Below are 21,270 nucleotides of genomic sequence, written 5' to 3'. Positions count from 1 at the left end.
TTCTCCGGCGCCCCTTTTCTTTGGTCGCGCGTGAAGGTCAGGCGCTGGCGGCGCGATCGGGCCGGGCGAACAACCGCCCGCGTTCGACGACCAGCAGGATGAAAAGCGCCAACGCCGCGCTGGCGGCCATGCCCCACAGGAACGGGCGTTCGCTGCCGTCGTAAGCCTGGCCGATGACCAGGCCGAGCAGTGCACCCAGCACTGTTCCCATCACGCCCTGTACCGATGATGCCGTCCCCGCGACATCCGCCATCCGGCTCATCGCCAAGGTCGAAAAATTGGCCGAGGTAAAGGCGAGCATCCCGTTGGTCAGCGCCTGCATCACGACGAAGGCGATGAGCGATTCGCCGATGAACGTCGCGACTCCGGCGTGAATGAGCGCCAGCGACAGGAAGGCGACGGTGCCCCAGTGCGAGACCGCGCGGACGCCGAAGCGACGGACGATGCTGGCGTTGGTGAAGCTGCCGATCGCCATCGGCACGGCAATCGCCGCGAAGGTCCAGCCGATGGCGTCCGGGCGTCCGAACGTTTCACCGATGATCTGCTGGATCGTGGCGATATAGGCGACCAGCGCGCCGAACGTCGCGGTCATCGCCAGCGTGTAGCCGAGGCTCAGCCGATCGGTCAGCGCGCGACGCACCGCCTTTCCGATTTCACGAATATCAAGCGATCGCCGATATTCGGGGTGGAGCGTCTCGGGCAGTCGCCACATCGCCCACAGCCCGGCCACAAATGCCCATCCGGCCAGGAAGGCGAAGATCAGTCGCCAAGTCCCGATCAGCAAAATGCCCTGGCCTAGCGTCGGCGCGATCATCGGCATCAGCATGAAGACCATGAAGGTCAGGCTCATGATCCGCGCCATTTCCTCGCCTTCAAACAGGTCGCGGACCATCGCGGTCACCAGCACGCGCGTCACCGCCGACGATGCGCCCATCGCGAAGCGCGCGGCGACCAGCAACTCGAAGCTCGTCGCCATGCCGCACAGCAGGGCGAAGGCGACGTAGAGCGCCATTCCGCTGAGCAGGATCGGTTTACGTCCGAAGCGGTCGGCCAGCGGTCCCCAAATCAGCTGGGTAGAGCCGAAGCCGAACATATAGGCGACAATCACCAGCTGCCGCCGATTTTCCTCGCTGATCCCCAAATCGCGACCGATATCGGGCAGGGCAGGCAGCATCGCGTCGATGGCGAAGCTGTTGAGCGCCATTAGTCCGGCGAGCAGGACGATGATTTCGCGCGGGCCGAGCCGCGTCGCCGGGGCATTGGGCGCGTGCATCTCCGCCTGCTGGCCTATCGAGGCGGGGCATGCAACAAGGCGAGGCGCATTTTCGATCAACGGGGCCATCGCCATGCACGCAACCCGCCGTCATTTCCTCGCCGGAACCGCCGCCATGACCGCAGTCAGCCTCACCGGCATCGCCCGCGCCGCCATTGCCGAAGCGGGCGACCTGACGCCCATGACGTTGCCGCCACCGATCGGCACGGCGGAGCGGCTCGACCGACTGGCGCGTGTCCGCAAACTGATGGCGGCGAACAACATCGGGTCCGTGCTGGTCGAGGCCGGACCGAGCCTCGACTATCTCACCGGCGTCCAGTGGTGGCGCTCGGAACGGCTCACGGCTGCCGTCATCCCGGTCGAGGGCGATCCGATCATCGTCACCCCCTTCTTCGAGAAGCCGTCGGTGAGCGAAAGCCTCAACATCCCCGCCGAAATCCGCACATGGAACGAGGACGAGGAGCCGCTGAAACTGGTCGCCGATTTCCTGCGCGAACGTAAGGTCGACGGCCATTCGATCGCCATGGAGGAAACCAACCGCTTCTGGATCCAGGATCGACTGTCCCGGCAAATGCCCGCCGCCCGCATCGTCAGCGCCAATCCGGTCGTGCGCGCCACGCGCATGCGCAAGACGGCGGCGGAACTCGCGCTGATGCAGGCGGCTTCAGACATCACCATTGCTGCCTTCCGCCACGCCTGGCCGCGGGTGAAGGCGGGCATGAGCCCCGGCGACATCGACGCGTTGATCGGCGCAGCGCATCGCGCGCTCGGGGGCGATTATGACAGCGGGCTGGTGCTAGTCGGCGAAGCGACCGCCTATCCCCATGGCAGCCACAAGCCGCAGGTCGTGGCAAAGGGCAGCAACGTCCTGTTCGACTGCGGCTGCTCCGTCCACGGCTACCAGTCCGACATTTCCCGCAGCTTCGTCTGGGGCGCGGACCCCACGCCGCATCAGCGCAAGGTGTGGGACCAGATGGCGATGGGCCAGAAGATCGCGATGAAGGCGGCGCAGGTGGGTGCCCCGGCGGGCAGCGTCGACGATGCCGTCCGCGCTGCCTACACGTCATGGGGTTACGGCCCGGGTTACAAGCTGCCCGGCCTGTCGCACCGCACCGGCCACGGCATCGGCATGGAAGGGCATGAGCCCGTCAACCTCGTCCATGGCGAAACGACGCCGCTCGACATCGGCATGTGCTTTTCCAACGAACCCGGCATCTACATCCCGGGCCAGTTCGGCATTCGCCTCGAAGACTGCTTCCACATCACCGCAAACGGCCCGCGCTATTTCAGCGAGCCGCCGAAAAGCATCGACCAGCCGGTCTAGCGCTTCAGCGAATCTTCCGCGCCCGGGGGCAGCGGCGGCATATGGCTCGGCGCGTGCGGCGGCTCGATGTCGGCCGGCTCTATCGGGTCGAGCGTGCCTTCCCACTTCGCCACCGCGACCGATGCGACCGCATTGCCGACGACGTTGGTCGCGCTGCGGCCCATGTCGAGGAAATGGTCGACCGCAAGGATCAGCAGCAGCCCGGCCTCGGGGATATTGAACATTCCCATCGTCGCGGCGATGACCACCAGGCTGGCGCGCGGTACCCCGGCCATGCCCTTGCTGGTGATCATCAGCACCAGCAGCATGGTGATTTCCTGCGTCAGGCTGAGGTCGATGCCATAGGCCTGCGCGATGAAGATCGTCGCGAAGGTCATGTACATCATCGACCCGTCGAGGTTGAACGAATAGCCCAGCGGCAGAACGAAGCTGGCGATGCGGGGCGGGACGCCGAAGCGGTCGAGCGCTTCCAGTGTGCGCGGATAGGCGGCTTCCGACGAGGCGGTCGAGAACGCCAGCACAATCGGGTCGCGAATGTAGCGCACCAGATGGCTCGCGCGCTTGCCCACGATCAGGAACGCCGCACCGATCAGCAAGGCCCACAGGATCAGCAGGCCAAGGTAGAAGCTGCCGACGAACTTGCCGAAGGTCAGGATGATGTCCGGGCCCTGTTCGGCGATGGCGGCGGTAACCGCGGCGAACACCGCGACCGGGGCGGCGCGCATCACATAATCGGTCACCTGCAGCATGACGTGGACCAGCGATTCGACGCCCGCCACGATCGGCTTGCCCTTGTCGCCGACCGCGGTCAGCGCAACGCCGAAGAAGATCGAGAAAACGACGATCTGCAGGATTTCATTCTTCGCCATGGCGTCGAACGCGGACGACGGCACGACGTGGGTGATAAACTCCTTCAGCGTGAACGCGCTCTTTTCGATGCCGCTGGCTGCGTCGACCGGCGGAAGGGCAAGGTCGAGGCCGACGCCCGGCTGCAGCGTATTGACCAGCACCAGCCCCAGCGTCAGCGACACGATGGTCGCGCCGACGAACCATGCCAGGCTCTTGGCGCCGACGCGGCCGAGCGCCGCCGTGTCGCCCATATGCGCGATCCCCGCTACCAGCGTCGCGAACACCAGCGGCGCGATGATCATCTTGATGAGGCGCAGGAACAGGGTGGTGATGATGCCAAGATATTCGGCGATCTGCTTCAGCTGCGCCGCGCTTTCGGGCGTGCCATTGTCGATCGACGCATTGATCGCCCAACCCGCGATGACGCCCAGCACCAGCGCAAACAGGATGTAGCGGGTAAGTTTCTTGGCCAAAGCGCCCCTCCGGTTATCGTTTGCACCACCCAAGCCGCTCGGGCAGGCGAGGTCAAGGCGAGGTGCTTGCAACCGGGCGCCCGGGCGGGCAGTTGGCCCAGCATGACCCTCGACGATCTCGATCCGCATTACACCACCATCCTGTGCGATGTTTGGGGCGTCCTGCACGGGGGCGGTGCGCTATTTCCCGGCGTCCGCGAGCGCCTCGAGCGCTGGACGGGCGAGGGACGGCGGGTGGTGCTCGTCACCAACGCGCCGCGTCCGGCCGAACGGGTCGAACGCGCCCTTCTTTCCAAGGGACTTGCACGCGAAAGCTTCCACGCGGTGACGTCGAGCGGCGAAGCCGGCATCCGTGCGCTCACCGACCCTGTGCGCCCCGTCGGCTTCCTCGGCACCGACGAAGATCGGGCCGATCTGGAGGTGCGCGGCGTCCGGATGGTCGATACGGGCTGGACCGAACTGGCCGCGGCCGGTCTCAACGAATGGCACCATTCGGTCGACGATTATGAAGCGGCCATGCACGACTGGCTCGACCGCGACGTCCTGTTCCACTGCCTCAATCCCGACCGGGTCGTGGTCCACCTCGGCGAACGCTTCGTGTGTCCGGGCGCGCTGGCCGACCGATATGAAGCCATGGGCGGGCGCGTGGCATGGTATGGCAAGCCGCATCTGCCGATCTACGATACGGCCCTGGCCCTTGCCGGCAATCCGCCACGCGACACCGTCGTCATGGTCGGCGACAGCCTGCGCAACGACATGGCTGGCGCGATCGCACAGGGCTTCGCCGCCATTTTCGTGCAGGGCGGCATCCATGCCGGCGAACCCTTTCCGGAGGATTTCGGGGAAGAGCATGGCGCGCCGGGGTGGCGGCCGCTGATGTGCGTCGAAACGCTCTAGCGGCCGCGCTCCCCTCCGCGCGTCGTGCGCTCCTCAGGCGGGTTCCGACACCCGCTGTTTCACCACCTTGTCGGCCAGCGTGCCGTTGAGTTCGGCCAGATGGTCGAACTCGGCCTCGTAGGTCGCAAGGCCCTGGCTCAAGGATCTCAGTTCCGCCTCCAGCCCGTCGAGCTCCGCTTCAGGGATCAGCGCTTCGATCCGATCCCATCCCGTCCAGCCGTCGCGCGGGCCCATGCCCAGCATCTGTCCGCGCCGGCCCGCAACAGCCGACGAGGCACGACTGGTCGCAGCCGACGGCGTGACGATGGTCAGCTTGTGCACCGGCTCGAGCAGGTGCGGCTGCGCGGCGGCCAACGCTTCCTGCATCGCGAGGCGCCCCGCCAGCCGGAACGCCAGTTCGCTGCTGTCGACGCTATGATAGCTGCCGTCGGTCAGCGTCACCCCGACGTCGACCACGGGGAAACCGAGCGGGCCCTTGGCCATCGCTTCCTTCACCCCGTCCTCGACCGCCGGGATATATTGGCGCGGGACCGAGCCGCCATGAATGCGCTCGCCGAACGCGAAGCCTTCGCCGCGACCCCGCGGCGCGACCTCGATGATGACGTCGCCGAACTGGCCGTGCCCACCCGACTGCTTCTTGTGGCGGCCGTGCTGGGTCACCGGGCGGCGGATGCTTTCGCGGTAACCTATCGTCGGCGCGCGATGCTTCACCTCGACGCCGTAACGGCGCTTCAGCTTGGCCAGCGTGGTCTTGAGATGTTCGTCGTTGACGCCTTTGAGGCGGATTTCATGCGCCGCCTCGTCATGTTCGAGGAGCAGGCTGCTGTCTTCCTCGATCAGGCGTGCAAGCGCGCCCGACAGCTTCACATCGTCCTTGCGATCGGCCGGTTCGATCGCCAGCGCGCAATTGCGGCTGACATGGCCCACGTCGACCGGGGGCGGCAGCTTGCCCGCGCCGAGCCATTCGCCTGAACGCACCGCGTCTACCTTGGCCGCGGCGACGATGTCGCCGTTGGCGGCTTCGCTGGTCTTGATGGTCTTGTCGCCTTGCACGCCGAACAGCGCGCCGAGCCGGCCATGGTCGCCCCCGCTGCTCTTGTAATCGCTACCTTCCCTGATCGACCCGCCAAGCGCGCGGGCGTAGGCGAGGCGGCCGACCGACCCGCCGTGATAGATTTTGAAGGCATGGAGGGCAGGGGCATCGACGCCCAGCCGGGCTGCGGTCGCGTCCGGCCCCGGCGCTTCGTGACGCAGCGCCTTCAGAAGCCGCCGCACGCCCCAGCCATTGTGCGCCGAGCCGAACAGCACCGACACGCCTAGGTTGTCGGCGGTCTCATGCGCCAGGTCGGCGAAGATCGTCCCGGCTTCGGGCGTTTCGTCCATCAGCAATTGTTCGAGCAGCTTGTCGTCATGGTCGGCCAGCTGCTCCAGCATATGGGTGCGCTCGCTCGCCTCGCGGTCGGCGAGGTCGGCGGGAATGTCGATTTGCGTCGATGGCTTGCCCGGCTCGTAATGGAAGGCGCGCTCCAGCGCCAGATCGACGAAGCCGGTAATCTTGTCGCCTTCGCGGATCGGGATCTGGCGGGCGATCAGCGGCGATACGCTCATCGGCTGCAGCGCCGTCAGCAGGTCGCGGATCTGGCCATGCGCCTGGTCGATGCGGTTGACGAAAATGAGGTGGGGGATGCCAAGCTCGTCGAGCGTCCTGAGCGCCGGGGCGGCGAGCGCCGCACGGGCCGGATCGGGATCGACCACGACGATGGCGACGTCGGCGACCGCGATACCGCGCGCCGCATCGGCCGCGAACCCGACCGAACCGGGCGCATCGATGATCGCGAACTTGTCGCCGAGGTAGCTGAAATGGAGGAGATTGGTTTCGGTTGAGCCGCCGCGCTGGCGCGCCTCCGCGCTGCTGTCGCCGATGCTCGATCCGCTGGCGACCGACCCTTGCCGGTCGATGGTCCCGCTGGCGTACAGCAGCGCCTCGGCGAGACTGGTCTTGCCCGCGCCGGCCGGTCCGACCAGCGCGATGACCCTCGTGCCGTTGGATAGGGTTCCTTGTGCTGATTGAGGCATGCGACTCTCCTTCCTCCGTCGATCTCAGGCGGGGGCGCGAGTCGCGCGGGAGGCGGCTGGCGCTCTCCAAACGTCGACCGTCGGACTCTTGAGGGGAGAATGCAAGGGGGGCGCGCCGTGCGCCCCTAACGGTTTGTCGTCAGGCCTTTATGATCGCTTGCAAGGCATGCTGGATCCACGGCGTGCGACCGATCGGCTCGACCGCGACGTTGAGGATGTTGACGCCAATCGCGAGCCAGGTCGCGGGATGGTTGATCCGGCCATACCGTCGGGCCGCCCACAGGATCAGCAGGATAATGATGGCGCTCGTCGCGTAGATAGGCTGTGTCGCGACCTCCGGTCCCGTTCGACCGAGAAATGCCGCATCGACAAAGATGAGACCGCGGCCCAGCGACGGCATCATGATGATGAACACGGTCGAGAGAAGCCACCAGCTGTGGTCGGCCAGCGACTTGCGATGGCGTATGGCCTGGATGACGGCGACGATGAAGGACGCCATCATCACGAATTCGATGACGGCAACGCCATAGAAAAACCACGGCTCGAACGGTCCGAACTGTTCGGGTGACTGTGCCGATCGTTCCGCGCTGATCATGTCGCGATTGAGCGAAGCCAGCGCCGTCATCGCGACGCCTCCAGCCAGGAACATGCCGATGATACCGTAGGTGCGGTGACGCGCCATTTGGCCATGGGTGGCGAAGTAGGGCTGAACGATCAGGAACAGGTACCAAAGCGTCGCCGTCCAATAATGGATATGGACCGGCCAGGCGTTGTCACTGAAATCGCCCCAATAATCGTAGAAGATTCCCAGCTGCATGATGATCATCGGGATCAGCATCCAGCGATGAAGGTCCGAAAATCGTGCAAGTCCGCCTTGCCGGTCGTTCGTCAACACGCGCCCCCCCTGCATTGACGGCTGCCGCCGCCTATCATCCCCTCGCAACGCTATGACAATTCGGCTGAATAAACAAAGCGGGCGTAAACATGCCGGCGGGCTTCGCTTTTTCAATCATAACGGCCGAAGCGCACACGCTAGGTTATTACGCAGCTGACGCGGAAGACTTACCGCACCGGCGTTGTCGGCTTATCGATTAGAAGGCGTTAGGCGAGGATGGACCTAATGGTCGATCAGCGCCTTCACGCTCGCTTCCATCGCCCCGGCGCGTGAGGTGTAGCGGGCGCAGACTTGCCAGCCCACCGCGTTGCGGCGCCACAAGTCGACGATGAACAGCTTGCCCGTCCGCTCTTCGCCGATGATATCGGCGTCGATCTCGGCGATCGACGACATGACGACGACGTCGGCCGTGATGCGGCGCACGCGTACGTTATGGTAGGTGATGGAATGGCAATGATAGTCGCCCAGCGCCAGTTCCAGCCAGGCGGCGCGCTCGAAGCGATGGGTCGCGGCGTCGCCGTATACGAGCGCGAAATCGGGCGCGAGGATGGCTTCCAGCGTCGTCCCGTCCTTGTCGATCCAGGCCTGCATCCACCGGTTGCTGGTGGCGAGGATTTCGGTGGTCAGACTGTCCATGCGCGTTTCCTCCGACAGAGGCTGCGACGCTGGCGCATCGCAATCGCTCTGTCCAGAGGGGAGGACCGCAGAGTGCGCGGGTTCAGGCCGCCGGAAGCAGCCTTTGCTCGCCCGCCAGGCGGATCAGCGCGGCCTGCAGCTTTTCGAACGCCCGCACCTCGATCTGGCGGATGCGCTCGCGCGACACGCCATAGACCTGGCTCAGGTCTTCCAGCGTCTTGGGTTCGTCGATGAGGCGGCGCTCGGTCAGGATGTGCTTTTCGCGGTCGTTGAGGCTGTCCATCGCCTCCAGCAGCAATTCGTGCCGGACCTTGCGTTCCTCGTCATCGGCGAGCAGTTCGTCCTGCAGCGGCTCGTCGCTGACCAGGAAGTCCTGCCATTGGCCTTCGCCTTCGGTATCGCGCAGCGGGGCGTTGAGTGACGTATCGCCGCCCATTCCCATGCGGCGGTTCATGCTGATCACCTCTTCCTCGGTCACGCCGAGGTCGTTGGCGATCTTGCGGACATGCTCCGGCTTCAGGTCGCCTTCGTCGAACGCGTCGATCTGGTTCTTCATCCGGCGAAGGTTGAAGAACAGCTTCTTCTGCGCGGCGGTGGTGCCGATCTTCACGAGGCTCCAGCTGCGCAGGATGAATTCCTGGATCGAGGCGCGGATCCACCACATGGCGTAGGTGGCGAGGCGGAAGCCCCGGTCCGGCTCGAACTTCTTCACGCCCTGCATCAGGCCGATATTGCCTTCGCTGATCAGTTCGCTGACCGGCAGGCCATAGCCGCGGTACCCCATCGCGATCTTGGCGACGAGGCGGAGGTGGGAGTTGACGAGGCGCGCGGCGGCATCCGTGTCGTTGTGCTCACGCCACCTCTTGGCCAGCATATATTCTTCTTCCGGCGCCAGGATCGGGAATTTCTTGATCTCGGCCAGGTAACGGTTGAGCCCGTCTTCGCCGCCAGATGCGGGGATCGACACAACCTTCGTCGCATTCGCCATCGTTTCGTTCACTCCCAGTGGGTGAGTGGCGCACAAGCGGCGTCCCTTACCCTGTTATCCCTTATACACCAAGTCTCTTGAACAGTTGCTGCATATCCGGCGGAAGGGCGCTGTCGAACGACAAACGGCTTTTCGTGACCGGATGGACGAAGCCCAGATGGGCCGCGTGCAGTGCCTGGCGGTGAAATTTCAGCTCTTTCAACAACTCCTTGTGCGCCTTGCGGGTCCGTCCGTAGACCGGATCGCCGACCAGCGGATGACCGATCGAGGCCATGTGAACGCGCACCTGGTGGGTTCGCCCGGTCTCGAGCCGGCACTCGACCAGCGCTGCACCCTTCAGGTTAGTCAGCTTCTTCCAGTGCGTTACCGCGCGCTTGCCGCGCCCTTCCGGCACGATCGCGACCTTCTTGCGGTCGTAGGACGAGCGGGCGAGGGGGGCATCGACGACGCCTTCGGCAAAGCGCGGGACATCCGATACGATCGCCAGGTAGCGGCGATCGATGCTGTGGTCGGCGAATTGCTTGGCCAGCCCTTCATGGGCGAGGTCATGCTTGGCGACCACCAGCAGCCCGGACGTATCCTTGTCGATGCGGTGGACGATGCCCGGTCGCGCCACGCCGCCAATGCCGCTCAGCGACCCGCCGCAATGGTGGAGCAGGGCGTTGACCAGCGTCCCGTCGAGGTTGCCCGCCGCCGGGTGGACCACCAGCCCGGCGGGCTTGTCGACGACCAGCAGATGCTCATCCTCGTACGCGATGACCAGCGGGATATCCTGCGCCTTGTTATGAGCGGGCGTGGGATCGGGGATGGCAAGCGTGAAATGCTCGTCGCCCTTCACCTTGATCGCCGGATCGCGCACCGCTTCGCCGTCGCGGGTGAGGGCGCCGGCCTTGGTCAGCACCTTCAGCCGTTCGCGGGACAGCGTCCGCACCTGCGCGGCAAGCGCGCGGTCGAGCCGCCATCCGGCCTGCTCCGCGCCCAGCGCAACTTCAACGATCTGACGACCCCCCGACATTATGCTCGATATGGGACGGCTGCGGACCGTTTCAATGGGCGGCGCCACTTGCCTCGCGCGCCGCAAACAAGCATGGAAATCCGCCATGGACGCCATCGATCTTGCCAGCCTGCTCTGCTCCAGGCTCTGTCACGACCTGCTTTCCCCGGTGGGCGCACTCAACAACGGTATCGAACTGCTCGCCGATGAGCAGGACCCGGATATGCGTGAACGTTGCATGGAGCTCTTGTCCGAAAGCGCACGGGCGAGCGCCAACAAGCTCAAATTCTTCCGCCTCGCCTTCGGTGCGGGCGGCGGGTTCGGCGATGAAATCGATACGCGCGAGGCACGCACCGCGCTCGAAGGCCTCTACGGCGCCGACAAGCGCATCGACCTCGGCTGGATGGTCACGGACGAGAAAATGGCCAAGGGCGCGGTCAAGCTTCTGCTCAATCTCGGCATGATCGCCGGCGACGCGCTGGTTCGCGGCGGCCGGCTCGACGTCGGCGCGGAACAACGCGACGGCGCGCTCGAAATGGTCATCCGCGCCGAAGGTCCGCGCATCCTGCTCGACCCCAAGCTGCGCGAAGTTATCGCGCAAGGCCACAGCGGCGGCGAGGTCGAACCGCGCGCGGCCGGGGCATGGCTGGCCCACAGCCTTGCGAGTCAGGCGGGTGGTTCGATCCAGCTCAACGATCCCGCCGATGAAGTGCTGCTGATCGGTGTCACGCTGCCCAATTAAAGTCACCGCGTTACAGATAACGGGGCGTTAACTCCTTGGCGTCATAGAAGTCCGCGAACGTTTGAACGCGAAGGCTTATCGCCAATGGACGACCTGATTGCCGATTTCGTGGCCGAATGCCGGGAAATGCTCGAAGCCCTGGGCGGGGAAATTGTCGCCTGGGAAGCATCGCCCGACGACCGCGCCCGCCTCGACAGCATTTTCCGCTTTGTCCACACGGTGAAGGGCAATTGCGGCTTTTTCGATTTCCCCCGACTTGAGGCGCTCAGCCACGCTGCCGAAGACGCGCTGGCCGATTGCCGCGCCGGCCGTCGCTCGCCCGATCCCGCGCTGGTCAGCGCCGTACTCGCCGTCATCGACCGCATCGGCGACATGATCGCCGCGATCGACGCGGGCGAGGATATGCCGGTTGGCGACGACCAACCGCTGATCGACGCGCTCGAACCCGGCGTCGACGGCGCGACCCCGGTCGCCACCGTCGCGGTCGCCGTCGACAATGGCCCCCGCAACGCCGGCGGTGCGCCGCGCACCATCCGCCTATCGGTCGAACTGCTCGACCGCGTGATGTCGGGCGTCAGCGACATGGTGCTGGCCCGCAACGAGCTGGCCCGCCGCCTGCGCGAATCGACCGGCGACGTCGCGGTCGATGGCGCCTTCGAACGGCTGTCGGGCATCATCGCCGAAATGCGCGATGCCATCACCCGCACCCGCATGCAGCGCATCGAGAACCTTTTCGTTGCCCTGCCGCGCATGGTCCGCGACCTGTCGAGCGAACTGGGCAAGCAGGTGATGGTCGACATCGACGGCGGTGACGTCGAACTGGACCGCGAGATGATCGAGATGATCCGCGATCCGCTGACCCACATCATCCGCAACGCGGTCGATCATGGCATCGAAGCGCCGGGCGACCGGTTGAAGGCGGGCAAGCGCGAAATTGGCCTGCTCAGCGTGTCGGCGCGCCAGTCGGGCAACCAGATCCTCATCGACATCGTCGATGACGGCAAGGGCATCGACGGTCAAAGGCTGGTCGAAAAGGCGCTCGCGAACGGCGTCATCGATCGTGATACGGCGGCAGGCCTGTCGCGCTCCGAACAATTGGCCCTGATCTTCGAAGCGGGCCTTTCGACGGCCCAGCAGGTCACCGCCATTTCCGGCCGCGGCGTCGGCATGGACGTGGTCCGCTCCAACGTCGAAAAGATCGGCGGCGTGGTCGAGGTGGATTCGACCCCGGGCAAGGGCACCAGGATGACGCTGCGCGTGCCGCTGACCCTGACCATCATTCCGGCGCTTACCGTTTCGATCGGCGGCCAGCATTTCGCCATCCCGCGCTCGTCGATCGAAGAGATCGTGCGGGTCAACGGTACCAGCGTCACGCTCGATGTCGTGGGTGGGGCAGGGATCGCGACCATCCGCGGTCGCCGTGTCCCCGAAGTGGCCCTTGCCGATGTGCTCGGCGTGCCGAGCGATGTCGCCGACAACGACCGCACGCTGGTCGTCCTCCGTCCGGCCGGCGCGGACGTCTATGCGCTCGCGGTGGACAGGATTCACGATCATGAAGAGCTGGTGGTAAAGCCCGCCGCGCCAGCCGTGATGGCGACCGGCCTTTACGCCGGCACCACGCTGGCCGACGACGGCAGCCCGATCCTGCTGTTCGACCCGGCCGGCATCGCCGCCGTGGGCGGGGTCAAGCTCGACACGACCGAACGCAGCTCGCGCATCGCCGACGCGCCGGTTGCGGCCAACAACAATGAAATCCCGGTCCTGCTGTTCCGCTCGCTGGGCGGCGAACGGCGCGCGCTGCGCCTCGGCGTGGTCGACCGTATCGAGGAAGTTTCGCGCGATGCGATCCGCAACGCCGCGGGGCAGCTCCGCGTCCAGCTGGGCGAGACCATTCTGCCGCTGGCTGGCGTACGCGACGAAGCCGAATTCGGCGACAAGGTCCGCGTCTTCCGCATCAACGACGGCGTCCACGAAATCGGCTATGCCTTCCGCGAGGTCATCGACCTGATGACCCTCGACCACAAGGTCATTCCCGCCGATGTTCCGGGCCAGGTCCATGGCGTGGCGCTGATCGGCGGCGAGCCGGCCGAGCTGATCGACGCGCACTGGCTGTTCGCCGAACATGTCGGCGCTTCGGCCGCGCCGCGCCGGACGATGATCTGCCGCATGCCCGAAGGCGACGCCTGGATGCAGAACATGCTGCGCCCGATCGTCGAGGCCGCGGGCTATGCCGTCATCGGTGAGAGCGATGAGGCCGATGCCGATATCACCATCGTATCCGACGGCACCAAGGTCGAAGGCGATCGCTCAGGGAAGGTGCTGCGTCTCGCCACCAACCCGGACGCCGCCGACGGCGCCGACAGTATCTATCGTTACGACCGCGCGGGCCTGTTGATTGCGCTCAAGGCCGCGGGCGCGGGGAGGGCCTGATGAACGAGCTTCTGTTGATCGTCTCCATCGCCGGCAGCCGCGTCGCGCTGCCCGCCGCCGCGGTCGAAAGCGTGGTCGAACTGGAAGCGCTGATCCCGGTGCCGCGCGCCCCGGCGCACATCGCGGGCTTGAGTGCGCTGCGCAGCCGCGTCCTCACCGTTATCGACTGCCGCCGTTCTCTCGAACTCGGCACCACCGACCTTACCAGCGCCGGAATCCATGAAGCCGCGGTGGTTGAGATCGAAGGTCATCATTACGCGCTGACCGTCGACGTCGTCGAAGACGTGTTCGAAGCCCTGTCCGAGCCAGCGCCTGTGCGCGCGCCGATGGAGCAGGGCTGGGAACGCGTGTCGCAAGGCATGGTCGAGACCGATGAAGGCCCGCTGCTGCTGGTCGACATCGAAAAATTGATTGCCGGCCCGTCCGTCGAAGCACGCGCGGCTTAAGCCCTTGGTTACCCTTATCCGCTAACACCGTCCCAAGATTGGAAACGGAAGAGTCTATGAAAACCTGCCTTATCGTCGATGACAGCAAGGTGATCCGCAAGGTTGCTCGCCACATTCTCGAAACCCTGGAATTTCAGGTGGACGAGGCGGGTGACGGCAAGGAAGCGCTCGACCGTTGCGAAGCCAAGATGCCGGACGTCGTCCTGCTGGACTGGAACATGCCCGTGATGAGCGGCATGGAATTCCTCAAGCTTTTGCGCCAGCGCGGGCATGAGGACCAGCCCAAGGTCGTCTTCTGCACCACCGAAAACGACATGGCGCACATCCGCGCCGCCCTCGAAGCCGGGGCGGACGAATATGTGATGAAGCCGTTCGACCGCGAAACGCTCCACATCAAGCTGCAACTCGTCGGCGTCGCCTGACCGGATCCGCGTGAAGGGCGCTCTCGCCTCGAAGCGGACCGGCGATGCCGGGCCCGCCAGCGCATCGCGCCGGCCGATCAGGCTGATGATCGTCGATGACTCGATGGTCGCGCGCGCGGTTCTGTCGCGCATGATCCACACCGACCCGGATTTCGAGATCGTCGGCGTCGCCGGGACTGCCGAAGACGCGATCATCGCGCTGGGTCATGTGTCGGTCGATGTCGTCCTGCTCGACCTGGAAATGCCGGGCGCAGGCGGTTTGAAGTCGATCCCTGGCATCCTCAAGGCCGCCAACGGCGCGCAGGTTCTGATCGTCTCCTCGCTCGCCGAAGAAGGGGCGGAGGAAACTGTCGCCGCCCTCGCGTTAGGAGCGGCCGACACCTTGCCCAAGCCCGGCACCGGCCGGTTCAACGGCCGCTTTTCCGAAGTGTTGCTGGGCAAGCTTCGCGCACTCGCCGCCAACCCTCGGGAGGCGGGCACGACCCTTGATAAGCCCCGGCCGATGGCGCTGCGCCCTCTGTCGGACGGCAGCATCCGCCTGATCGCGATCGGCGCCTCGACCGGCGGCATCCACGCGCTGGCGACCTTCTTCGACCAGCTACCGCCGACGGTCGGCGTTCCGATCCTGGTCACCCAGCATCTGCCGCCGCCGTTCATGCAGGTCTTCGCCCGTCAGCTGGCGACCGCGGCCGGCCGTGACGCGTTGGTCGCGGAAGACGGCATGCGCCTGCTTCCCGATCGTATCGTCGTCGCGCCGGGCGACGCGCACCTCATCGTCGACCAGATCGGCGACAAGCTGGTCGTCCGCCTGTCGAAGGTGAAGGCGTCGAGCGGCTGCATGCCCTCGGTCGATCCGATGTTGGCGTCGGCCGGCGACGTATTGGGTTCGTCCGCGCTGGGCATCGTGCTGACCGGCATGGGCCGCGACGGGCTGGAAGGATCGCGGCGTCTCGTCGCGAAGGGCGGCGCGGTCATCGCGCAGGATGAGGCGAGCAGCGCGGTATGGGGGATGCCGCGCTCGATCGCCGACGCTGGCCTCGCCAGCGCCATCCTTCCGCCCGACAAGATCGCGCGTCGCGTAGCGTCTATGGTCCAGGAGGCCCTGTGCAAGTAAGTGACAGCAGCAGCCGGATCCTCGCCGGACTGCTCGAAGCCCGTACCGGACAACAGCTGACGATGAACCGTCGCTGGCGGATCGAGACTGCGCTCGCCTCGATCCTGCGCGATCGCGGCATCCCGACGCTCGACGAACTGATCACGATCCTGGTGATGGGCCGCGAACCCGCGCTCGCCAGCCAGGTGGTGGAGGCCCTCTTGAACAACGAGACCTACTTCTTCCGCGACCGCGCGCCGTTCGACCTGCTCGCCAAGTCCGCGCTTCCCGAACTCCAGCAGCGCCGCGCCGCCAGCCGCAAGATTCGCATCTGGTCGGCCGGCTGTTCGACGGGCCAGGAAGCCTATTCGCTCGCCATGATGTTCGCCGAAGACCCAATGCGCTGGACCGGCTGGACGATCGACATCATGGCCACTGACGTCAGCGAAGCCGCCGTCAAGCGCGCCCGCGAAGGCATGTATACCCAGTTCGAAGTGCAGCGCGGCCTCGGCATCGCCCAGATGATCCGCTGGTTCGAAGAAACCCCCGACGGCTGGCGCGCGATCGAACCGCTGCGCAAGAACCTGCGCTTCCAGGTCCACAACCTGCTCGAACCCGCGCCGCACCCGCGCGAATTCGACATCGTCCTGTGCCGCAACGTGCTCCTCTACCTCAATGGAGAGCGCAAGGCGCAGGTGTTCGACCGGATCGCCGACGCGATGGCGCCGGACGGCTGGCTGATGATGGGGGCAGGGGAAACGGTCATCGGCCAGACCCGCCGCTTCGAAGCCGATCCGTCGGCGCGCGGGCTTTACCGCCTGCCCGAACAGCCGATCGAACGACGGGCGACCGCTAGGGCTTGACCCTGACCGCGCTTCATGGCCCTACAGCGCCATGGACGTGACGCAGCGCCCTTCACCCAATTTCGACGAGCGCAAGCTGCCGGTCTCGATGATCGTGCTGCATTACACCGGCATGGTCGATGCGGAGAGCGCGCTGCAACGGCTGACCTCCGACGAGGCCAAGGTTTCCGCCCATTACTGCGTGCTGGAAGATGGCCAGATCGTCCAGCTGGTCGAAGAGGACAAGCGCGCCTGGCACGCGGGCAAAAGCTATTGGCGCGGCATCACCGACGTCAACAGCGCCAGTGTCGGCATCGAAATCGTCAATCCCGGCCATGAATTCGGCTACCGGCCATTCCCGGATGAACAGGTCGCGGCGGTGATGGGCCTCGTCAACGACGTCAAGAGCCGCCACGGCATCACCCGCGGCAACATCGTCGGCCACAGCGACATCGCGCCGACCCGCAAGGAAGACCCGGGCGAACTCTTCCCCTGGTGGGAACTGGCCAAGCGCCGGTTGGCGCTGCCGAGCCCGACGCGAGACCTGATGGACCCTTATTGGACCGACGCCGGCTTCCTGCTCGCGCTGGAACGCTTCGGCTATGAAGTCACCGACCCGCAAAAGGCGGTGATCGCCTTCCAGCGGCGATTCCGCCCGGACCTCATCGACGGCATCATCGACGGGGAGTGCCGAGCGAAGCTGCTGGCGCTTCTGCTGCCGAGGCCGCAGTAATCTTGCCGGCTTAGGGCCATCGGTAGTTAGACCCTCCAAACGCCTCAAATATCAACCGCTTTGCCCCCGTGTTTAATAATTATGCCTCCAAAGGCCGCTCGCTCCATGGCGTCAATGATGGCTTCTACGTAGCGAAACGCGCAAGGAAATATGCTGTCGGGGCTGGCAGGCAAATCCTTAGATAACCCTTCCACGCGTTGGCCGATTACAATGCTGCGGGCCACATTAGGCAAGCGAATTCGATCCCGGTAATATTCGTGCGACGTCTGATCCCTGAAGGCGTGTTCTGGGAGTGAGATAATTCTCTGACCTGTCGGCAAATGCAAAGCTACCGCAACGAGCGAACCGTTTGCGAGTGGAAGTTCCCAGTGTTTCCCAGAATTCGCAATTTCGCGAGCGGCCTGTACATGCGCACGTTCATACCTGGTCCGATGAACGATATCGATTACGTTAGCGAACTTTATGCCAATTCGCTTTGAAATGCCCTTCAAATCCTTTTGAAAATACAGTGGAGAAGGGCGCGGGAAATATAGCCCGTCTCGCTTGGCGTTGAGTGGCTTTGCGACCGCCGAAATCACGTGGTCAAGTGCGGAAACAACATTGTTGGCGGCGTCGGCCAGTGTCGGTTTTGCTTCGATCAATCGCTGTCGATCTATCGTTAAGCTATAGTACCATTCAAAAGAACGAGGGTCAAAGGACTCGCTGTGCTTCCAAAGCGTGGAGAGCCCTTTTCCGTGCACAGCTTGATTGAAATCGTTGTAATGCCTCTTTGCCCTGGATAGGAGCGCCTTCGCATCGGAAAAATCCGGTTCCATATCTTATGCTACCTAAATGTTCGTGAAGGAAAGTATTAAGATAGCAGACTTTCTGTTAGTCTAGTCGCAGAAGCTAGTTTGATTGCATTCGATTTATGCTGTCCTACAGCACAGTCAGTTTGCAACTATTTTAGCTTGGCTCTTCCAATCTGTCGGATTCAAGTTTCTGTGGGATTCTGCGACCGCGACGCACCCAATGCCTTAAATTCACGCACACCGCGCAAAAACGCGCCGTTCGTGAGCAGTTTGTGAACTTAAGAAGCATCGCTATATGCATCCCGGCCAGGGGACCGGGCGACCGCGGCTCATTTCGGTGAGGCGAGGAAAGTCCGGGCTCCACGGAACGACGGTGCCGGGTAACGCCCGGCCGCCACTTCGGTGGCGAGGGAAAGTGCCACAGAAAGCAAACCGCCTTGTCTTCGGGCGGGTAAGGTCGAAAGGGTGCGGCAAGAGCGCACCGCGCGGGTGGCAACATTCGCGGCACGGTAAACCCCACCGGGTGCAAGACCGAATAGGGGTGCCAAATGGGCCTGTTCCGGCCCCGGCACCCGGGTTGGTCGCTTGAGATGCGGAGCAATCCGCATCCTAGAGGAATGGTCGCCCATCCGCGAAAGCGGTGGACAGAACCCGGCTTACAGGTCCCCTGGCTCTTTTTGTCTCTAACGCGCTGGCGAACCGGGCCGCGCGTCACTAGTTGAGGAAGTGATGGCTCGGCAAACGCGAACCGACGATTGGGGTTTTCCCCGCTGGCGCCCCTACGGCGCCAAGGGTCGTGCCGCGACCCAGGTTCGCCTGTGCGACCGCGAAGGCTGCAACGAGCCGGGCGACCGGCCCGCGCCCAAGGCGCCCAACAGCCCCGACCGCTGGATGTTCTGCGAAGCCCATGCAGCCGAGTATAACAAGAACTGGAACTACTTCGCCGGCCTCACTGCCGAGGAAGCGGCCCGCCGCGCCGCCGACGAGGAAAGCAGCGCGTCGGCCTATCGCAAGAGCGCCCACTATGCCTGGGGCGGGGCAGGGGACGGCACCCGCAGCCGCGACGAGATGCGGGCGTTGTCGGTGCTGGAACTGGAGAGCGACGCGGACTTCGTCGCGATCAAGGCTGCGTACCGCAAGCTTGCGAAGGCCAACCACCCCGACACCAATCGCGACGACGAGGAAGCGGCCAAGCGCTTCCAGGCGATCCAGGCTGCCTATGAGGTCCTGAAAACGGCCGAGGAACGCAAGCCCGTCAAGGGTTGATCATGAAACTGCCGGTCGCGCGCGCAACGGGCCGATCGGGGTCGCCGGTGTGCGCGAAGCCGCTGACGAAGGCGATCTGGCGGGTCAGCTTGTCGCAGCTGCAGCGCGCGATCACCGTCTCGCCCTTTAGCGCCGGGCGATAATAGTCGAGCCGCAGGTCGATCGTCACCAGCGGCCGGAACCCGCCCAGCGCGATCCACACGGCCGAGCCCGCGCAGGTATCCATCAGGCTGATGATCGCGCCCGACGCCAGATAGCCGCTGTCCGCGACCCCCACCAGCTCTTCGCGCCACGGCAGTTCCAGCTCGATGAACGGGCCGTCGGTGCGCCGGAAGCGAAGTCCCAGCGCCTTGCCGTGACCGACCTTGCTGGCCAGCTTGAAGAACAGGTCGGGGTCGAACCCGTCGCGCAGCGCGGCGTCGGCCTCGGGAGACAGCTTTTCGCTCACGCCGCCAGCCGCGCCGCTGTGTCGCGGACCAGCGCGATCATGTTGGGAATGCCCTGCGTCCGGTTCGACGAAAGCTCGCGGGTGAGGTCGAACGGGGCCAGCGCCCCGGCGACGTCCATCTCCGCCACCTCGGCGGCCGGCTTGTCCTGCACCGCTGCCAGCACAAGCGCCACCACCCCCTTGGTGATGGCGGCGTTGCTGTCGGCGAGGAAATGCAGCCGACCGTCGGGAAGGGTGGTGGGGTAAACCCACACCGATGCTGAACAGCCGCGGACCTTGGTCGCGTCGGTCTTCAGCGCGTCGGGCATCTCTTCCAGCTTGCGGCCGAGATCGATCAGAAGCCGGTAACGCTCCTCGCTGTCGAGGAACTCATATTCGTCGGCCAGGTCGGAAAGGCTTGGTAAGGCAGTCATCGCCCCAGCGCCTAGCGCGCCGGAGCGCGCCTGTCACCGCTACTCGGTCGTTTCGCGCCTGGGCGGAAGGCTGGCCAAGCCGTCGATTTCGGCAGACAGCCGCGACGGCTTGTCGGTGGCGATCCGTTCGAGCACGGCGATGCGCTCGGCCAGCTTGCGGTTTTCAGCACGAAGCCCCTCTGCTTCTTCGCTTGAGGCGTTGGCCGACATGGTCAGTTTGCGTTTCTGAAGGCCGATCACACCCCATCCGAGGCCGGACAGGATGGCGACAATCGGAACGAGCGGTCCAAGATCCACGATCAATCCCCCTTTAACGGTCGCGCAGTTCTTCGATCTGGCGCGACAGCGTGTCTTCCTTTTCGACCGCGATCCGCTCCAGCACCTTGATGCGGTCCTTGAGCTGCTGGACCTCGCCTTTCAGTCGCTCGGTTTCCGCCGGGTGATCGTCACGGTCGTCGAGCAGGTGGATGCCCGGTCCACGGACGCGAATATCGCGGCGGAAGGCGTCGCGGTCGCCCATGCGATAACGGACGATCTTGCCGATCGTGACGACGATGATGATCGCCAGGACGAATTCAAACGGGTTCACTGCACCTTGTCTCCAACCGTGAGGCGAGGCGCGCGCAGCGCCTCGATCTGGGCGGCGGTTTCGAGTCCGCCGTCCGTGACGATCTTTTCCAGCACTCTGACGCGCGCTTCAAGCTCCGCGTTGGCGGTAGCATATTGCGCCGCCTTTTCCGCCGCCAGCGTCGTTTCGGCGTCCAGCTGCCGCTCGCGGAACGCGAAGAAGCGCTTGGCCATATACGACAGAAACACCGTCGGAATCAGGACGACGATCAGCAGCGCGACGACATCACCGAATTGCATCAGGCATTCCCTCCCTTGCCGATCTTGAGCTGGTCGATCTCGGCTGCCAGGCGCAGCGGCTGGTCGGTGACGATCCGCTCGACCGTTTCGAGCCGATCCTTGACCGAGCCGAGCTCGGCGCGAAGCTGCGCATTTTCGGTCGTCAGCAGGCGAATGCGCTCGACCGTTTCCTCATCCTTCTTCGGATGGATGGCCATTCCCCACGCATTCTGCAGCGGGTAGCCATTCTTGATCTTGAGCCAAGTGTGCAGCAGCGAGCCGCCGATCGACAGGCCGACGATGATCACCACCATCGGCAGGATCCGCAGCAGAAAGTCGAACGCTTGGGCCATTTCCGGGTCCATCGGTCATTCCCCCATTACAAAATTTATG

The 21,270-nt window shown here is 64.7% G+C and carries 24 protein-coding genes and 1 other RNA gene; 11 read left to right on the top strand and 14 right to left on the bottom strand.

Annotated elements, in window-relative coordinates; all coding sequences use genetic code 11:
• Nucleotides 1-37 precede the first annotated feature (37 nt).
• Nucleotides 38-1,273, bottom strand: a complete 1,236-nt coding sequence (locus G570_RS09645) for a multidrug effflux MFS transporter (protein ID WP_037504061.1) — start codon at nucleotides 1,271-1,273, stop codon at nucleotides 38-40.
• A gap of 73 nt (nucleotides 1,274-1,346) precedes the next feature.
• Here G570_RS09645 and G570_RS09640 point away from each other — a divergent pair, with 73 nt between their 5' ends.
• A complete protein-coding gene (locus G570_RS09640) occupies nucleotides 1,347-2,597 on the top strand; it encodes a M24 family metallopeptidase (RefSeq protein WP_037501714.1) in 1,251 nt (416 codons plus the stop codon).
• Here the strand turns inward: G570_RS09640 and G570_RS09635 are convergent.
• Nucleotides 2,594-3,919: a dicarboxylate/amino acid:cation symporter gene (locus G570_RS09635; protein WP_037501712.1), complete on the bottom strand. Its 1,326-nt coding sequence runs from the start codon at nucleotides 3,917-3,919 to the stop codon at nucleotides 2,594-2,596. The genes G570_RS09640 and G570_RS09635 overlap by 4 nt on opposite strands.
• Nucleotides 3,920-4,021: 102 nt before the next feature.
• Here G570_RS09635 and G570_RS09630 point away from each other — a divergent pair, with 102 nt between their 5' ends.
• A complete protein-coding gene (locus G570_RS09630; protein ID WP_051504251.1) occupies nucleotides 4,022-4,816 on the top strand; it encodes a TIGR01459 family HAD-type hydrolase in 795 nt (264 codons plus the stop codon).
• A 33-nt stretch (nucleotides 4,817-4,849) separates the two neighbouring features.
• On the opposite strand, the gene G570_RS09625 is transcribed toward G570_RS09630, so the two are convergent.
• The 5 genes from G570_RS09625 to G570_RS09605 form a co-directional block, all read right to left on the bottom strand.
• Complete coding sequence (locus G570_RS09625; protein ID WP_037501709.1) at nucleotides 4,850-6,892, bottom strand: elongation factor G; 2,043 nt, start codon at nucleotides 6,890-6,892, stop codon at nucleotides 4,850-4,852.
• Between the two features lie 139 nt (nucleotides 6,893-7,031).
• Nucleotides 7,032-7,787, bottom strand: a complete 756-nt coding sequence (locus G570_RS09620) for a hypothetical protein (RefSeq protein ID WP_218915882.1) — start codon at nucleotides 7,785-7,787, stop codon at nucleotides 7,032-7,034.
• Nucleotides 7,788-8,009: 222 nt separating this feature from the next.
• Nucleotides 8,010-8,423, bottom strand: coding sequence for a nuclear transport factor 2 family protein (locus tag G570_RS09615; RefSeq protein WP_037501705.1), 414 nt, complete (start codon nucleotides 8,421-8,423; stop codon nucleotides 8,010-8,012).
• Nucleotides 8,424-8,505: 82 nt separating this feature from the next.
• Nucleotides 8,506-9,411 (bottom strand): RNA polymerase sigma factor RpoH, encoded by a 906-nt coding sequence (gene rpoH / locus G570_RS09610; RefSeq protein ID WP_037504059.1) that lies wholly within the window; start codon nucleotides 9,409-9,411, stop codon nucleotides 8,506-8,508.
• A 61-nt stretch (nucleotides 9,412-9,472) separates the two neighbouring features.
• On the bottom strand, nucleotides 9,473-10,426 hold the full coding sequence (locus G570_RS09605; RefSeq protein ID WP_037501703.1) for an RluA family pseudouridine synthase: 954 nt from the start codon (nucleotides 10,424-10,426) through the stop codon (nucleotides 9,473-9,475).
• Nucleotides 10,427-10,511: 85 nt separating this feature from the next.
• Between G570_RS09605 and G570_RS09600 the strand changes: the two genes are divergently transcribed.
• The 7 genes from G570_RS09600 to G570_RS09570 all read left to right on the top strand — a co-directional run bounded on the left by G570_RS09600 (nucleotide 10,512) and on the right by G570_RS09570 (nucleotide 17,113).
• Nucleotides 10,512-11,147 (top strand): histidine phosphotransferase family protein, encoded by a 636-nt coding sequence (locus G570_RS09600; protein WP_037501702.1) that lies wholly within the window; start codon nucleotides 10,512-10,514, stop codon nucleotides 11,145-11,147.
• An 84-nt stretch (nucleotides 11,148-11,231) separates the two neighbouring features.
• Nucleotides 11,232-13,577 (top strand): chemotaxis protein CheA, encoded by a 2,346-nt coding sequence (locus tag G570_RS09595; RefSeq protein ID WP_037501700.1) that lies wholly within the window; start codon nucleotides 11,232-11,234, stop codon nucleotides 13,575-13,577.
• On the top strand, nucleotides 13,577-14,023 hold the full coding sequence (locus G570_RS09590; RefSeq protein WP_037501698.1) for a chemotaxis protein CheW: 447 nt from the start codon (nucleotides 13,577-13,579) through the stop codon (nucleotides 14,021-14,023). Before G570_RS09595 ends, G570_RS09590 begins: the two co-directional genes overlap by 1 nt.
• A 56-nt stretch (nucleotides 14,024-14,079) precedes the next feature.
• A complete protein-coding gene (locus tag G570_RS09585) occupies nucleotides 14,080-14,445 on the top strand; it encodes a response regulator (RefSeq protein ID WP_037501696.1) in 366 nt (121 codons plus the stop codon).
• A gap of 10 nt (nucleotides 14,446-14,455) precedes the next feature.
• Nucleotides 14,456-15,559, top strand: a complete 1,104-nt coding sequence (gene cheB, locus G570_RS09580) for a chemotaxis-specific protein-glutamate methyltransferase CheB (protein ID WP_245600281.1) — start codon at nucleotides 14,456-14,458, stop codon at nucleotides 15,557-15,559.
• A complete protein-coding gene (locus G570_RS09575; RefSeq protein ID WP_037501695.1) occupies nucleotides 15,550-16,401 on the top strand; it encodes a CheR family methyltransferase in 852 nt (283 codons plus the stop codon). Before cheB ends, G570_RS09575 begins: the two co-directional genes overlap by 10 nt.
• Nucleotides 16,402-16,432: 31 nt before the next feature.
• Nucleotides 16,433-17,113 carry an N-acetylmuramoyl-L-alanine amidase gene (locus G570_RS09570; RefSeq protein WP_037501694.1) on the top strand — a complete coding sequence of 227 codons (681 nt, stop codon included), beginning with the start codon at nucleotides 16,433-16,435 and terminating at the stop codon, nucleotides 17,111-17,113.
• A 44-nt stretch (nucleotides 17,114-17,157) separates the two neighbouring features.
• Here the strand turns inward: G570_RS09570 and G570_RS13755 are convergent, their stop codons facing one another.
• Nucleotides 17,158-17,928, bottom strand: coding sequence for a hypothetical protein (locus tag G570_RS13755; RefSeq protein ID WP_156930414.1), 771 nt, complete (start codon nucleotides 17,926-17,928; stop codon nucleotides 17,158-17,160).
• Nucleotides 17,929-18,210: 282 nt separating this feature from the next.
• Between G570_RS13755 and rnpB the strand changes: the two genes are divergently transcribed.
• Nucleotides 18,211-18,579: RNase P RNA component class A (gene rnpB / locus G570_RS13285), an RNA gene on the top strand.
• A 54-nt stretch (nucleotides 18,580-18,633) separates the two neighbouring features.
• The gene (locus G570_RS09565) at nucleotides 18,634-19,170 is read left to right on the top strand and encodes a J domain-containing protein (RefSeq protein ID WP_037501693.1); all 537 of its coding nucleotides are present in this window, start codon (nucleotides 18,634-18,636) and stop codon (nucleotides 19,168-19,170) included.
• Here the strand turns inward: G570_RS09565 and G570_RS09560 are convergent.
• The 6 genes from G570_RS09560 to G570_RS09535 are packed head-to-tail and all read right to left on the bottom strand — an operon-like array spanning nucleotide 19,160 to nucleotide 21,242.
• Nucleotides 19,160-19,618 (bottom strand): PaaI family thioesterase, encoded by a 459-nt coding sequence (locus G570_RS09560; protein WP_245600280.1) that lies wholly within the window; start codon nucleotides 19,616-19,618, stop codon nucleotides 19,160-19,162. The two genes, G570_RS09565 and G570_RS09560, sit on opposite strands and share 11 nt — an antisense overlap.
• Nucleotides 19,615-20,031, bottom strand: a complete 417-nt coding sequence (locus G570_RS09555) for a SufE family protein (protein ID WP_037501691.1) — start codon at nucleotides 20,029-20,031, stop codon at nucleotides 19,615-19,617. The genes G570_RS09560 and G570_RS09555 overlap by 4 nt, the downstream gene beginning before the upstream one ends.
• 39 nt (nucleotides 20,032-20,070) lie before the next feature.
• Nucleotides 20,071-20,328: a hypothetical protein gene (locus G570_RS09550; protein ID WP_037501687.1), complete on the bottom strand. Its 258-nt coding sequence runs from the start codon at nucleotides 20,326-20,328 to the stop codon at nucleotides 20,071-20,073.
• A 13-nt stretch (nucleotides 20,329-20,341) separates the two neighbouring features.
• Nucleotides 20,342-20,620, bottom strand: a complete 279-nt coding sequence (locus G570_RS09545; RefSeq protein WP_037501684.1) for a hypothetical protein — start codon at nucleotides 20,618-20,620, stop codon at nucleotides 20,342-20,344.
• Nucleotides 20,617-20,898, bottom strand: a complete 282-nt coding sequence (locus G570_RS09540) for a hypothetical protein (protein WP_037501681.1) — start codon at nucleotides 20,896-20,898, stop codon at nucleotides 20,617-20,619. Before G570_RS09540 ends, G570_RS09545 begins: the two co-directional genes overlap by 4 nt.
• Entirely contained in the window at nucleotides 20,898-21,242 is a 345-nt protein-coding gene (locus G570_RS09535; RefSeq protein ID WP_037501678.1) for a hypothetical protein, read from the bottom strand. The genes G570_RS09540 and G570_RS09535 overlap by 1 nt, the downstream gene beginning before the upstream one ends.
• Nucleotides 21,243-21,270 lie beyond the last annotated feature (28 nt).

Origin of the sequence: Sphingomonas jaspsi DSM 18422 (assembly GCF_000585415.1) — a bacterium.
GTDB classification, from domain to species: Bacteria; Pseudomonadota; Alphaproteobacteria; order Sphingomonadales; family Sphingomonadaceae; genus Sphingomicrobium; species Sphingomicrobium jaspsi.
Note: the sequence above shows the minus strand (reverse complement) of the source record. Positions and strands in the feature narration are given on the sequence as shown.